11 protein-coding genes are annotated in these 15,131 nt (G+C 61.1%); 10 read left to right on the plus strand and 1 reads right to left on the minus strand.

The annotated features are described in order from the left end of the window. Position 1 precedes the first annotated feature (1 nt). On the minus strand, positions 2-1,639 hold the full coding sequence (locus F7R06_RS11145; protein ID WP_090328108.1) for a methyl-accepting chemotaxis protein: 1,638 nt from the start codon (positions 1,637-1,639) through the stop codon (positions 2-4). Positions 1,640-2,088: 449 nt separating this feature from the next. On the opposite strand from F7R06_RS11145, the gene hutU reads away from it, so the two are divergent. The 10 genes from hutU to hutG all read left to right on the plus strand — a co-directional run bounded on the left by hutU (position 2,089) and on the right by hutG (position 15,017). Further along, positions 2,089-3,777: a urocanate hydratase gene (hutU, locus tag F7R06_RS11150; RefSeq protein ID WP_090328110.1), complete on the plus strand. Its 1,689-nt coding sequence runs from the start codon at positions 2,089-2,091 to the stop codon at positions 3,775-3,777. Between the two features lie 101 nt (positions 3,778-3,878). Beyond that, entirely contained in the window at positions 3,879-5,351 is a 1,473-nt protein-coding gene (locus F7R06_RS11155; protein ID WP_090328113.1) for a purine-cytosine permease family protein, read from the plus strand. Between the two features lie 69 nt (positions 5,352-5,420). After that, complete coding sequence (locus tag F7R06_RS11160; RefSeq protein WP_090328116.1) at positions 5,421-6,389, plus strand: ABC transporter substrate-binding protein; 969 nt, start codon at positions 5,421-5,423, stop codon at positions 6,387-6,389. Positions 6,390-6,459: 70 nt separating this feature from the next. Next, complete coding sequence (locus F7R06_RS11165) at positions 6,460-7,311, plus strand: ABC transporter permease (protein ID WP_090328119.1); 852 nt, start codon at positions 6,460-6,462, stop codon at positions 7,309-7,311. Further along, positions 7,308-8,138 (plus strand): quaternary amine ABC transporter ATP-binding protein, encoded by an 831-nt coding sequence (locus F7R06_RS11170; RefSeq protein ID WP_090328122.1) that lies wholly within the window; start codon positions 7,308-7,310, stop codon positions 8,136-8,138. Before F7R06_RS11165 ends, F7R06_RS11170 begins: the two co-directional genes overlap by 4 nt. Before the next feature lie 152 nt (positions 8,139-8,290). Then, entirely contained in the window at positions 8,291-9,814 is a 1,524-nt protein-coding gene (gene hutH / locus F7R06_RS11175) for a histidine ammonia-lyase (RefSeq protein WP_090328125.1), read from the plus strand. A 116-nt stretch (positions 9,815-9,930) separates the two neighbouring features. Further along, positions 9,931-11,463 carry a histidine ammonia-lyase gene (gene hutH, locus F7R06_RS11180; protein ID WP_090328127.1) on the plus strand — a complete coding sequence of 511 codons (1,533 nt, stop codon included), beginning with the start codon at positions 9,931-9,933 and terminating at the stop codon, positions 11,461-11,463. Between the two features lie 110 nt (positions 11,464-11,573). Further along, positions 11,574-12,980 carry an amino acid permease gene (locus F7R06_RS11185; RefSeq protein ID WP_090328130.1) on the plus strand — a complete coding sequence of 469 codons (1,407 nt, stop codon included), beginning with the start codon at positions 11,574-11,576 and terminating at the stop codon, positions 12,978-12,980. Between the two features lie 17 nt (positions 12,981-12,997). Then, on the plus strand, positions 12,998-14,203 hold the full coding sequence (gene hutI / locus F7R06_RS11190) for an imidazolonepropionase (RefSeq protein ID WP_090328133.1): 1,206 nt from the start codon (positions 12,998-13,000) through the stop codon (positions 14,201-14,203). A 10-nt stretch (positions 14,204-14,213) separates the two neighbouring features. Next, a complete protein-coding gene (hutG, locus tag F7R06_RS11195) occupies positions 14,214-15,017 on the plus strand; it encodes an N-formylglutamate deformylase (RefSeq protein WP_090328136.1) in 804 nt (267 codons plus the stop codon). Positions 15,018-15,131 lie beyond the last annotated feature (114 nt).

The following is a 15,131-nucleotide window of genomic DNA, read 5'->3' on the forward strand; positions in this document are numbered from 1 at the left end:
GTTACTCCCGTTCGAGGGTAAAACCTCGAACGGTTGCCTCCAGTTCACTCGACATCCCTTTCAACGCCTGGATGGTTTTCACCACGTCCTGTTGCGCCGCGACATTTTTCTCGACCCGCTGCGCCACGGTTTCCACATTGCGCGCCACGTCCTCGCTGGCTTCGCGCTGTTCCTGCAAGGCATGGGAGATCTGGCTGACGGCATTGAGTGACGCGTCGAGCACGGCCTTGACGTCATTCATCGATGCGCCGGCACTGTCGATCAGCTGTTGACCCTGAAGAACCCGCTCGCGGCCGGAATTCATGCTGCTGCTGGCTTTTCGCATGCCGCTTTGAATGGTACTCACCAGCACCACGATCTCGGCGGTGGAGCGGGTCGTGCGGGTCGCCAGCTCCCGCACTTCATCGGCCACCACGGCAAAACCGCGACCTTGCTTGCCGGCCCGCGCCGCCTCGATGGCGGCATTGAGGGCGAGCAGGTTGGTCTGTTCGGCAATGCTGTGGATCACGTCGACAATTTTCCCGATGGCGTTGGAGTGCTGGGTCAATTGGTCGATTTCACTCGACGTCTGGGTCACCAGTTGGGCGATCTGCTGCATCTCGATGATAGAGCGGTCCATGCTGGCAATGCCCAGGGCGGTGATCTGCTCGGCCTTTTGTGTGGTGTCGTGCGCCTGCGCGGCGTTCTCGGCGATGTGCGTAATGTTGGCTGACATCTGTTCCGCCGCGGCGGCTATGGAAGAGGCCGCGCCATTTTGCTCGGCCGCCTGTTTGAGGCCTTGCTCGGACGAAATGCTCAGGCTCAGGGTCGAGGACTCGATGTGCTGCGAGGCCTCGCGCACCTTGCCGATCATGCTGGCCAGGCTGCGCCGCATGGCCTCGACCGATTGCATGACGCCTGTGGATTTCGCGTTGCCAATCGCCGGATCGCCGAGCATGCCCTGGGCAATCCGTGTGCTGATACTGGCCAGCTCGTGTGGCTCGGCGCCCAGGTATCGCGTCAGCCTGGCGCCGAACAGCAGGGCGTAAAGGCTGCCAGACAACAGCGCGAAGCCCAGGACCAGGGCCATCAGCCATATATTGTCCTCGTAGAGTGCCTGACTGAGTTCGAACTGATGGCGAGCCTCTTTCAGTTGAGCGTCGGTCAGTTGCGAAAACAGTGAGGTCAGCGGGTCGATCAAGGGGTAAAGCTGATGTGCGGCGAACTGCTCCAGGCTCTGGCTGGCGGTGTTGCTGCGGTTCAGGATTGCCTGCAACCGCTGGAGCGGTACTTCGGTCGCCTGCATCAGTGGCGTGATCTCGTTGATCAGTCGAACCTCTTCATCAACCAGTTGGGTCGACAGGTAGGTGCGCCATAGCGGCTCGATTTCAAGCATCGCTTGCCGTATCTGTTGCGCCGCGTCGACGCCACTGTAAATGCCATCGCGGGCCTTGTGGATGGCGTCGACGATAGTGACGGAATACAGCTCGGAAATTTTCTTCAGGTCCTGTTGCGGGATGACCCGGTCGAGGTAAACCGTTTCCAGCCCCTGGACCGTAGCGCGCATGCCGTAAAGGCCGAGTGCGCCGATGCCGGTCAGGCTGCCCAGCAGAATGACGGCCATCAGCAAGAGGTGGGTTTTGACTTTCCATTGTTTCATTGCGCGTTCCTCGCAGGAATGACTTCAGGGGGGGTGGTCATGGAGTCGGCGAAGATCAGTGGCGGTGGAGTCGGACACTTCTGATGAGGTTGTAGGGTGTTTCTGGAATGCGCTTAATTGGGCATCACGTGTTACCGAACGCCCCAACGTGGCGCAAAACCGCGTTGCAGTAACAACGAGCACGCACTCGAAAAATCCCCGCGAAAAAAATCATCAACGCCAGAAACCCTTGATTCGTGGGCTCTCCAGCCATTTCAGAGTTTTTCTTGAATGCCCGTTCGGCAAGTTGGCCGCTTGATTGCATATGCTTGTATGTACAAGTAAAGACGTATGCGTATGAGTCGATCGAGACTCCCCGCAGCGTCCACTGATTCGCTTGTCGCGCAACGATGCGCACAGGCTGCTGCCCACCAGGGTTGGTTTGAATTGATCGCTGAGGAGTCTTTTTCGTGACTGACAATACCCAGAAACCTACTAAGTTTCGTGACGTAGAAATTCGTGCCGCGCGCGGCAACAAGCTGACCGCCAAAAGCTGGCTGACCGAAGCGCCGCTGCGCATGCTGATGAACAACCTCGACCCGGAAGTGGCCGAGAACCCGAAGGAACTGGTGGTTTACGGTGGCATCGGTCGTGCGGCGCGTAACTGGGAGTGCTACGACAAGATCGTCGAAAGCCTGACCAACCTGAACGACGACGAGACCCTGCTGGTGCAATCCGGCAAGCCGGTCGGCGTGTTCAAGACCCACGCCAACGCCCCGCGCGTACTGATCGCCAACTCCAACCTGGTGCCGCACTGGGCGAACTGGGAACACTTCAACGAACTGGACGCCAAAGGCCTGGCCATGTACGGCCAGATGACCGCCGGCAGCTGGATCTACATCGGCAGCCAGGGCATCGTCCAGGGCACCTACGAAACCTTCGTCGAAGCCGGTCGCCAGCACTACAACGACAACCTCAAAGGCAAGTGGGTCCTGACCGCCGGCCTCGGTGGCATGGGCGGCGCCCAGCCTCTGGCCGCCACCCTGGCCGGTGCCTGCTCGCTGAACATCGAATGCCAACAGGTGAGCATCGATTTCCGCCTGAAAAGCCGTTACGTCGACGAGCAAGCCAAAGACCTCGACGACGCACTGGCGCGTATCGCCAAGTACACCGCCGAAGGCAAGGCGATCTCCGTCGCGCTGCTGGGCAACGCGGCTGAAATCCTGCCGGAACTGGTCCGTCGCGGTGTGCGCCCGGACATGGTCACCGACCAGACCAGTGCCCACGATCCACTGAACGGTTACCTGCCAGCCGGCTGGACCTGGGAGCAATACCGCGCCCGCGCCAAGACCGAGCCGGCCGCCGTGATCAAAGCCGCCAAGCAGTCGATGGCCGTGCACGTCAAAGCGATGCTCGACTTCCAGAAGCAAGGCATCCCGACCTTCGACTACGGCAACAACATCCGTCAGATGGCCCAGGAAGAAGGCGTGGAAAACGCGTTCGATTTCCCAGGCTTCGTGCCGGCCTACATCCGCCCGCTGTTCTGCCGTGGCATCGGCCCGTTCCGTTGGGCGGCCCTGTCGGGCGACCCGCAAGACATCTACAAGACCGACGCCAAGGTCAAGGAACTGATCCCGGACGACGCGCACCTGCACAACTGGCTGGACATGGCGCGCGAGCGCATCAGCTTCCAGGGTCTGCCGGCCCGTATCTGCTGGGTCGGCCTGGGCCTTCGCGCCAAGCTGGGCCTGGCGTTCAACGAAATGGTGCGCAGCGGTGAATTGTCCGCGCCAATCGTCATCGGTCGCGACCACCTGGACTCCGGTTCGGTGGCCAGCCCGAACCGCGAAACCGAATCGATGCAGGACGGCTCCGACGCCGTGTCCGACTGGCCACTGCTCAACGCCCTGCTCAACACCGCAAGCGGCGCAACCTGGGTGTCCTTGCACCACGGCGGCGGCGTCGGCATGGGCTTCTCCCAGCACTCGGGCATGGTGATTGTCTGCGACGGTACCGACGAAGCGGCCGAGCGTATCGCTCGCGTGCTGCACAACGACCCGGCCACCGGTGTCATGCGTCACGCCGATGCCGGTTACCAGATCGCCATCGACTGCGCCAAGGAGCAGGGCCTGAACCTACCGATGATTACCGGTAAATAACGCAAAACCGCTTTATGTGGGAGCGAGCGGGCTCGCTCCTACAGAAAAGCAGCCTTACAGACACTCAGTGAACTACTAGAACAATCCACAGAGGTTGAACCATGGCTGTCAGCAGCGAACGTGCTGGTAACAAACCGTTGATCGAAAAGCGTTCGATCGACTACATCCCGGAGGCGGAAAGACACGGTCGTCTGTTGAGCCAGTTCACCCTGTGGATGGGTGCCAACCTGCAAATCACCGCGATTGTCACCGGGGCCCTGGCCGTGGTGTTGGGCGGTGATGTGTTCTGGTCGTTGATCGGTCTGTTGATCGGTCAACTGCTCGGCGGCGCCGTCATGGCGCTGCATGCTGCGCAAGGGCCCAAGCTTGGCCTGCCGCAGATGATTTCCAGCCGTGTGCAATTCGGCGTTTATGGCGCGGCCATCCCGATCGTGCTGGTCTGTTTGATGTACCTCGGTTTCACTGCAACGGGAACCGTGCTTTCCGGCCAGGCGCTGGGCCAGTTGTTTGGCGTCAGCGACAGTGTCGGCATTCTTCTTTTCGCCAGTGTCATCGTGCTGGTCACGGTGCTCGGATATCGAGTGATCCATTGGATCGGCCGTGTCGCCAGTGTCATTGGCGTGATCGCCTTTGTTTATCTGTTCAGCCGTCTGATGAGCCAGGTTGACGTTGGCGCGCTGTTACAAATCCGCCACTTCAGCTGGAGCAGCTTCTTGCTGGCGGTGTCGCTCGCGGCGTCCTGGCAGATCGCTTTCGGCCCATACGTGGCTGACTATTCCCGCTACTTGCCGAGCAAGATTTCCTCGGTCAAAACCTTTTTTGCCGCCGGCGCAGGTTCGGTCATTGGCGCACAGGTGGCGATGGTCCTCGGCGTGTTCGCCGCCGCCTCGGCCAACGGGCAATTCGCCGGTCACGAAGTGGCCTATATCGTGGGTCTGGGCGGTACCGGTGCCACCGCTGCGCTGCTGTACTTCAGCATCGCGTTCGGCAAGGTCACCATCTCCACGCTGAACTCCTACGGCAGCTTCATGTGCATTGCGACCATCATCAGCGGTTTCCGTGGTGATCTGAAGGTCACGCGCTTGCAGCGTCTGGTCTTCGTGCTGGTCATCGTCGGTGCTGCGACCCTGATGGCGCTGCTCGGCCAGCACTCGTTCCTCGGTGCGTTCAAGTCCTTCATCCTGTTCCTGCTGGCGTTCTTTACGCCATGGAGCGCGATCAACCTGGTGGACTACTACTGCATCACCCGCGAGCGCTATGACGTGCCGGCGCTGGCCGATCCAAATGGTCGCTACGGTCGTTGGAACGTCCTCGGAATCAGCGTTTATGTCTTCGGTGTGCTGGTGCAGTTGCCGTTCATCTCTACCAAGTTCTACACCGGTCCGCTGGTCGCAGCCCTGGGTGACGTGGATATTTCCTGGATCATCGGTCTGGCGCTGCCCGCAGCCCTGTATTACGTCTGTGCGAAAAAATGGCACGGCACCGTGCCCGATCACCTGATTCTGCCGGTCGAGCAGAACAACGTTGTACAACCTAAAACAAGTGGGGCCGGTCGCGCTGCGGCGCAGGCCTGATTGGACGTTGCCAGGGCTGGATGCCTCTTGACTGCCGTAAGCCAATTCATGATTAGGAGCGTCACAACAATGAAATCGAACAAGACCCTGCTGACTACTTTGCTTTCCATGGGCCTGCTGGCCAGCGCCGGCGCCACTCAAGCGGCGGGTTGGTGTGAGTCGGGCAAACCGGTGAAATTCGCCGGCCTGAACTGGGAAAGCGCAATGCTGCTGACCGACGTGCTGCAAGTCGTGTTGGAGAAAGGCTACGACTGCAAGACCGACAGCCTGCCGGGCAACTCCATCACCATGGAAAACGCCCTGAGCAGCAACGACATCCAGGTGTTTGCCGAAGAGTGGGTCGGCCGCAGCGAGGTCTGGAACAAGGCTGAGAAGGCCGGCAAAGTCGTCGGTGTCGGCGCTCCGATTGTCGGCGCCGTCGAAGGCTGGTACGTGCCGCGCTACGTGATCGAAGGCGACGCCAAGCGCAAGCTGGAAGCCAAGGCGCCAGACCTGAAAGCCATTGCCGACCTGGGCAAATACTCGGCGCTGTTCAAAGATGCCGAAGAGCCTTCCAAGGGCCGTTTCTACAACTGCCCGGCCGGCTGGACCTGTGAACTCGACAACAGCGAAATGCTGAAAAGCTATGGCCTGGAAAGCAGCTACACCAACTTCCGCCCTGGCACCGGCCCGGCGCTGGATGCCGCCGTGTTGTCGAGCTACAAGCGTGGCGAGCCGATCCTGTTCTACTACTGGTCGCCAACGCCGCTGATGGGCCAGGTCGACGTGGTGAAACTCGAAGAGAAGCCAGGCGTGGATAAGACGGTGAACATCAAGGTTGGCCTGTCCAAGACGTTCCACGACGAAGCCCCGGAACTGGTGACCGTGATGGAAAAGGTCAACGTGCCGATCGACCTGCTGAACCAGAACCTGGGTCGCATGACCAAGGAGCGGATCGAGTCGCCAAAACTGGCCAAGATCTTCCTGAAGGAACATCCTGAAGTCTGGCACGCATGGGTAAGCGAAGACGCTGCCAAAAAGATCGACGCGGCCTTGTAGTTTGAGCCTTTCCGACTGTCGGTAGCGGCAGTCGGATGCTTGATCGCAACCCCTTGATTGAGAGTCTCTTATGTTTCCCGAAAGCTTTACCTTTTCCATCGCCGACTGGGTCAACGGTTGGGTCGATTCGCTGGTTACCAACTACGGCGACGTGTTCCGGCACATCTCGGACACCCTGTTGTGGGCCATCGTCAATCTCGAAGGCCTGCTGCGCGCGGCGCCTTGGTGGCTGATGCTGGCCATCGTGGCGGGCGTGGCCTGGCACGCCACCCGTAAAGTCGTGACCACGGTCGTGATCGTCGGCTTGCTGTTCCTGGTGGGTGCGGTCGGCCTCTGGGACAAGTTGATGCAAACCCTGGCGCTGATGATGGTGGCGACCATCATCTCGGTGTTGATCGGCATTCCGCTGGGCATTCTCTCGGCGCGCAGCAATCGCCTGCGTTCGGTGCTGATGCCGTTGCTCGACATCATGCAGACCATGCCGAGCTTCGTGTACCTGATTCCGGTGCTGATGCTGTTCGGCCTGGGCAAGGTCCCGGCGATTTTCGCTACCGTGATCTACGCCGCGCCACCGCTGATCCGCCTGACCGACCTGGGCATTCGCCAGGTTGACGGCGAAGTGATGGAAGCGATCAACGCCTTCGGTGCCAACCGCTGGCAGCAACTGTTCGGCGTGCAACTGCCGCTGGCCCTCCCGAGCATCATGGCCGGGATCAACCAGACCACCATGATGGCCCTGTCGATGGTGGTGATTGCCTCGATGATCGGCGCCCGTGGCCTGGGTGAGGACGTGTTGGTGGGGATTCAGACCCTCAACGTCGGACGTGGCCTGGAAGCCGGTCTGGCGATCGTGATTCTGGCAGTGGTGATCGACCGCATTACACAAGCATACGGTCGCGCACGGCATGAGGTGAGCAAATGAACAAGGCAACCGTGAGCAAGATCGAAGTCAAAAACGTCTTCAAGATTTTCGGCAACCGTTCCAGGGAAGCGCTGGCCATGGTTGGCCAGGGCAAGACCAAGGATCAGGTGCTGGCGGAAACCGGCTGCGTGGTCGGCGTGAACGACCTGTCGTTGAGCATCGGCAGTGGCGAGATTTTCGTGATCATGGGCCTGTCGGGTTCCGGCAAATCCACGCTGGTACGCCACTTCAACCGCCTGATCGACCCGACCAGCGGCGCGATCCTGGTGGACGGCGTGGACATCCTGCAATACGACATGGAAGCCCTGCGCGAATTTCGCCGTCGCAAGATCAGCATGGTGTTCCAGAGCTTCGGCCTGTTGCCGCACAAGACCGTGCTGGACAACGTCGCCTACGGCCTGAAAATCCGTGGCGAGAGCAAGCAGATGTGCGCCGAGCGCGCGCTGCACTGGATCAACACCGTGGGCCTCAAGGGCTACGAAAATAAATTCCCGCATCAGCTCTCCGGCGGTATGCGTCAGCGTGTGGGCCTGGCCCGTGCCTTGGCGGCGGACACCGACATCATCTTGATGGACGAAGCCTTCAGTGCGCTTGACCCGCTGATTCGCGCCGAGATGCAGGACCAGTTGCTGGAACTGCAAAAGACCCTGCACAAGACCATCGTCTTCATCACCCACGACCTCGACGAGGCCGTGCGCATCGGCAACCGCATCGCGATCCTCAAGGACGGCCGCCTGATCCAGGTCGGCACACCGAAAGAGATCCTGCATTCGCCGGCCGATGAGTATGTCGATCGGTTCGTGCAGCGGCGGGCGGCGGTGGTTTAAGAGGTTTGTGGCGGGACCGCTTTTGTGGCGAGGGAGCTTGCTCCCGCCCAAGCGCAGCGGTCGCAAAATTATGGGGCCGCTACGCAGCCCAGCGGGAGCAAGCTCCCTCGCCACAGGTGTTATATGTCCATGGATTTTGTATGAGGCTCCAGATGTCCCAGGCTGAAAAAATCGTTATCACCGAGGCGCAGGTCCGTTGGCAGGATGTGGTCGCCGTAGCCCGTCATGGCGCACAGCTGGAGCTGTCGGCGCCGGTCTGGGCCCGGATTGAAAATGCGCAGGCCATTGTCCAGCGCATTGTCACCAGCGGCGAGCGCGCCTATGGCATCAACACCGGCCTGGGCGCGTTGTGCAACGTTTCGCTGCAGGACGAACAACTCAGCCAGTTGTCGCGTAACACCCTGCTGAGCCACGCCTGCGGTGTAGGCGCACCGCTGACCAACGAACAGACCCGCGCCATCATGTGCGCCGCGGTCGTCAACTACAGCCATGGCAAATCCGGCCTGCACCGGCAGGTGGTCGAAGCGCTGCTGGCGCTGCTCAACCGTGGTATCACCCCGCAAGTGCCTTCCCAAGGCTCGGTGGGCTACCTGACCCACATGGCCCACATCGGTATCGCCTTGCTGGGCGTCGGTAACGTGAGCTATCGCGGGCAGATCGTTTCCGCGCAGCAGGCCCTGGCTGAAGAAGGGCTGCAACCGGTCAAACTGGGTGCCAAGGATGGTCTGTGCCTGGTCAACGGCACCCCCTGCATGACAGGCCTGAGCTGCCTGGCGATTGCCGACGCCGCGCATCTGTTGCACTGGGCCGACGTGATCGGTGCGATGAGTTTTGAAGCCCAGCGTGGGCAGATCGATGCGTTCGACGCCGAGATCATCGCGCTCAAGCCGCATCCGGGCATGCAGCAGGTCGGCATCAACCTGCGGGCCTTGCTCGACGGCAGCGAAGTGATCGCCCGCAGCAAAGGCATCCGTACCCAGGACGCCCTGAGCATTCGCTCGATCCCGCAGGTGCATGGCGCGGCCCGTGACCAGCTGGTGCACGCGACCCGACAGATCGAAACCGAGCTCAACAGCGCCACCGACAACCCGCTGGTGCTGGGCACTGCGGATAACTATCGCGTCGTTTCCCAAGCCAACCCGCACGGCCAGTCCGTAGCGCTGGCGGCGGACCTGCTGGCCATCGCCATGGCGGAAATCGGCTCCATTGCCGAGCGTCGTCTGGACCGTTTGATCAACCCGCATGTCAGCGGTCTGCCAGCCTTCCTGGTGGCCAACCCGGGCGTCAACTCCGGGATGATGATCGTGCAATACGTCGCCGCGTCCTTGTGCGCGGAAAACCGCCAATTGGCGCAACCGGCAGTGCTCGACAACTACGTCACCTCGGGCCTGCAGGAAGACCACCTGAGCCTGGGCACCAACGCCGCGCTGAAGCTGCACCGCGCCCTGGAGAACTGCACGCAGATCCTTGCCATCGAGTACTTGCTGGCGGCCCAGGCCTTCGAATTCCTGAAAGAACAACGCTTCGGCGCGGGCACCGATACCGCGTGGCGCCTGCTGCGCGAACGTGTCCCGGCCTATGACCAGGACCGCTGGCTGGCGCCGGACATTGCTGCGGCAGCGGCTGTCTTGAAAGAACCGGGGTTGCTGCACAAGGCTTTGCCGAGCCTGAACTGATTTCCACATAAAACCAGCGTGCCAAGGCGCGGCTCCCCAAAAGGGAGACGCGACGGACAACGGACATCTCCGGAGCGTCTGGTTAGTTAGTAAATAACTCTCAAAAGGAGCACAAAATGACTGCGCTAAACCTGATTCCCGGTCAACTGAGCCTGGCCCAACTGCGTGATGTCTATCAGCAGCCAGTGAAACTGACCCTCGACCACAGCGCTTCGGCCCAGATCGAAGCCAGTGTCGCTTGCGTGGAACAGATCCTCGCCGAGAACCGTACCGCGTACGGCATCAACACCGGTTTCGGCCTGCTGGCCTCGACCCGCATCGCCAGCGAAGACCTGGAAAACCTTCAGCGCTCGCTGGTGCTGTCCCACGCTGCCGGTGTCGGCCAGCCGATCAGCGACGATCTGGTGCGCCTGATCATGGTGCTCAAGGTCAACAGCCTGAGCCGTGGTTTCTCCGGCATTCGCCGGGTGGTGATCGATGCGCTGATCGCCCTGATCAACGCCGAGGTTTACCCGCACATTCCGCTGAAAGGCTCGGTTGGCGCATCGGGCGACCTGGCACCTTTGGCGCACATGTCGCTGGTGCTGCTGGGTGAAGGCAAGGCGCGTTACAAAGGCGAGTGGATGGAAGCGACCGAAGCGCTGAAAGTCGCCGGTCTGACTCCGCTGACCCTGGCCGCAAAAGAAGGCCTGGCGCTGCTCAACGGCACCCAGGTGTCCACCGCGTTTGCCCTGCGCGGCCTGTTCGAAGGCGAAGACCTGTTCGCCGGTGCCCTGGCCCTGGGTGGCCTGACCGTTGAAGCGGTACTGGGCTCGCGCTCGCCGTTCGATGCGCGCATCCACGCCGCCCGTGGCCAGAAAGGCCAGATCGACGCTGCCGCTGCGTATCGCGACCTGCTGGGCCAGCGCAGCGAAGTCTCCGACTCCCACGAGAACTGCGAGAAGGTCCAGGACCCGTACTCCCTGCGCTGCCAGCCGCAAGTCATGGGCGCGTGCCTGACCCAGTTCCGCCAGGCGGCCGAAGTGCTGGCCATCGAAGCCAACGCCGTCTCGGACAACCCGCTGGTGTTCGCCGCTGAAGGCGATGTGATCTCCGGCGGTAACTTCCACGCCGAACCGGTGGCCATGGCTGCCGACAACATGGCCCTGGCCATCGCGGAAATCGGTTCCCTGAGCGAGCGTCGCATCTCGCTGATGATGGACAAGCACATGTCGCAACTGCCGCCGTTCCTGGTGGCCAACGGTGGCGTGAACTCCGGCTTCATGATCGCCCAGGTGACCGCGGCGGCACTGGCCAGCGAAAACAAGGCGCTGTCCCATCCGCATTCGGTGGACAGCCTGCCGACGTCCGCCAACCAGGAAGACCACGTTTCGATGGCCCCGGCGGCGGGCAAGCGTCTGTGGGAAATGGCCGAGAACACCCGCGGGATTCTCGCCGTGGAATGGCTGGCGGCGGTGCAGGGCCTGGACCTGCGCAACGGTCTGAAGACCTCGCCGAAACTGGAACAGGCCCGGGCGATTTTGCGTAAAGAAGTGCCGTTCTATGAGAAAGACCGTTTCTTCGCACCGGACATCAATGCAGCCACTGAATTGCTGGCGTCGCGTTGCCTGAACGAGCTGGTGTCGGCCAAGTTGCTGCCGAGCCTGTAATGGTCTTATCGCGAGCAGGCTCGCTCCCACATGGAAGGTTTATCACCTGTGGGAGGGAGCCTGCTCGCGATTCGATTTTTACGTCGAATAAAAATAATTAAGGACGAGCAATGCAGCCGCAAAGCAAAAGTTTGAAACGCGGGCTCTCTGCCCGACATATTCGCTTCATGGCGCTGGGGTCGGCTATCGGCACCGGGCTGTTTTATGGTTCTGCCTCGGCCATCCAGATGGCCGGTCCTGCGGTGCTGCTGGCCTATCTGATTGGTGGCGCGGCGGTGTTCATGGTCATGCGCGCCCTCGGTGAGATGGCGGTGCACAATCCGGTGGCCGGCTCTTTCGGTCAGTACGCCAGCACCTATTTGGGACCCATGGCGGGTTTCATCCTGGGTTGGACCTACGCGTTCGAAATGGTCATCGTCGGAATGGCCGACGTTACGGCGTTCGGCATTTACATGGGTTTCTGGTTTCCGGAAGTCGCTCGCTGGATCTGGGTACTGGGTGTCGTTTCCATCGTGGGCGGCTTGAATCTGTGCAACGTCAAAGTCTTCGGTGAAATGGAGTTCTGGCTGTCGCTGCTCAAGGTGGCGGCCATTGTTGCAATGATCCTTGGCGGTTTCGGCATCATGTTGTTCGGCATCAGCTCGGCGCCCGGCCAAGTCACCGACATCAGCAACCTCTGGAGCCAGGGTGGCTTCATGCCCAACGGTGTGGGTGGCCTGATCGCTTCATTCGCGGTGGTGATGTTTGCGTTCGGCGGTATTGAAATCATCGGTGTAACGGCCGGTGAAGCCAAAGACCCGCAGCATGTGCTGCCTCGGGCGATCAATGCCGTGCCATTGCGCATTTTGCTGTTCTACGTACTGACCATGCTCGTATTGATGTCAATCTTTCCGTGGCAGCAGATCGGCAGCCAAGGCAGCCCGTTCGTGCAGATTTTCGACAATCTGGGGATCGGCTCGGCGGCGACCATTCTCAATATTGTGGTGATCACGGCGGCGATTTCGGCCATCAACAGCGACATCTTCGGCGCCGGCCGCATGATGTTCGGTTTGGCCCAGCAAGGGCATGCCCCCAAGGGCTTCGCGAAGTTGTCGCGCAATGGCGTGCCATGGATGACAGTAGTGGTGATGAGTGGCGCGCTGCTGTTGGGCGTGTTGCTGAACTACCTGATCCCGGAAAACGTCTTTCTGTTGATTGCCTCCATCGCAACCTTTGCCACGGTGTGGGTGTGGCTGATGATCCTGGTCACCCAGGTAGCCATGCGTCGCTCCATGAGCAGCGATCAGGTCGCACAACTGAAATTCCCGGTACCGTTCTGGCCTTATGCGCCCATGGCGGCGATTGCCTTCATGCTCTTCGTCTTTGGCGTACTGGGCTATTTCCCGGACACCCAGGCGGCCCTGATCGTCGGCGCGGTCTGGATTGTTTTGCTGGTGCTGGCCTACCTGACATGGGTCAAGCCTGCGGCAGGACGGCCCGCCCTGGTCGATCAGGAACCTTCTTTTTCACATCAATAACCTAATGGAGGCCACGGATGAAAACGCTCTGGCAACACTGCCACGTCGCAACCATGGCGCAAGGCGTCTACTCGATCATCGAGGATGCGGCCATCGTGACGTCCGGTGCGCACATTGAGTGGGTTGGCCCGCGTGCTGAACTGCCGGCGGGCGAGTACCCGACGGTCAATGATTTGAACGGGGCCTGGGTGACGCCGGGCTTGATCGACTGCCACACCCACACGGTGTTCGGCGGGAACCGCAGCGGTGAGTTCGAGAAGCGTCTGCAAGGCGTCAGCTACGCGGAAATCGCCGCCAGCGGTGGTGGCATCGCCAGCACCGTGCGCGCCACCCGCGCGGCCAGCGAAGATGAGCTGTTCGCCAGCGCCGCCAAGCGTCTGAAAAGCCTGATGCGCGATGGCGTCACCAGCATCGAAATCAAATCCGGTTACGGCCTCGACCTGGCCAACGAACGCAAGATGCTGCGGGTGGCCCGCCGCCTTGGCACCGAGCTGCCGGTCAGCGTGCGCAGCACTTGCCTGGCGGCCCATGCATTGCCGCCTGAGTACGTGGATCGCGCCGACGACTACATCGATCACATCTGCGCCGAGATGCTCCCGGCCCTGGCCGCCGAAGGGCTGGTGGATGCGGTGGATGCGTTCTGCGAATACCTGGCGTTTTCCCCGGCGCAAGTCGAGCGGGTGTTCATCACCGCTCAGGAACTGGGGCTGCCGGTGAAACTGCATGCCGAGCAATTGTCGTCCCTGCACGGTTCGACCCTGGCGGCGCGTTACCACGCACTGTCCGCCGATCATCTGGAATTCATGACCGAAGACGATGCCATCGCCATGGCCAAGTCCGGTACGGTCGCGGTGCTGCTGCCCGGCGCTTTTTACTTCCTGCGCGAAACCCAATTGCCGCCGATGGACGCCCTGCGCAAGCACGGGGTGAAAATCGCCATCGCCAGCGACCTGAATCCCGGCACTTCACCGGGCCTGTCGTTGCGCCTGATGCTGAACATGGCGTGCACCTGTTTCCGCATGACCCCGGAAGAAGCGCTGGCCGGCGCCACGATTCACGCCGCCACTGCCTTGGGCATGGCCGATACCCATGGTTCGCTGGAGGTGGGCAAGGTCGCGGATTTCGTTGCCTGGCAAATCGATCGTCCGGCTGACCTGTCGTACTGGCTGGGCGGTGATCTGGAAAAACGCGTCGTGCGTCACGGCGTCGAAACAAGTCTGTAGGAGAGCAGTTGTGGATAAGGTTCTGAACTTCAAACAAGGCCGCGTGCCGCTGCTGATCAGCATGCCCCACGCTGGCGTGCGTCTGACTCCGGTGGTCGAGGCCGGGTTGATCCCGGCCGCGAAAAGCCTGCCGGACACTGACTGGCACATCCCGCAGCTCTACGATTTCGCCGCCGAACTGGGCGCCAGCACCCTGGCCGCCGAGTACTCGCGTTTCGTCATCGACCTGAACCGGCCGTCCGACGACAAGCCGTTGTACGTGGGCGCGACCACCGGTCTGTACCCGGCGACGCTGTTTGACGGTGTGCCGCTGTTCCGCGAAGGGCTGGAGCCTTCGAAAGAAGAGCGCGCGACCTACCTGGAGCAGATCTGGACGCCATACCACAGCACCTTGCAGCAGGAGCTGGCGCGTCTCAAAGCCGAGTTCGGCTATGCGCTGCTGTTCGATGCGCACTCGATTCGCTCGATCATCCCGCACCTGTTCGACGGCAAACTGCCGGACTTCAACCTCGGCACCTTCAATGGCGCCAGTTGCGATCCGCAGCTGGCGACCCGGCTGGAATCGATCTGCGCCGGACACCCGGACTACAGCCATGTGCTGAATGGTCGCTTCAAGGGCGGCCACATCACCCGGCACTACGGCAACCCGGCCGAGAACATCCATGCCGTGCAACTGGAGTTGGGCCAGTGCACGTATATGGAAGAGTTCGAGCCGTTCCGTTACCGGCCGGATCTGGCCGAGCCGACGCAGGTGGTGTTGAAGGAATTGCTGCAAGGGCTGTTGGCGTGGGGTGAAACCCACTACAAGCGCTAAAACCCTAAACAAACCTTGTGGGAGCGAGCTTGCTCGCGATAGCGGACTGACCGGCAACAGAAATGTTGAATGTCATGGCCTCATCGCGAGCAGGCTCGCTCCCACATTGGTTTG

This window comes from Pseudomonas moorei (genome assembly GCF_008801475.1).
Classification (GTDB): Bacteria; Pseudomonadota; Gammaproteobacteria; order Pseudomonadales; family Pseudomonadaceae; genus Aquipseudomonas; species Aquipseudomonas moorei.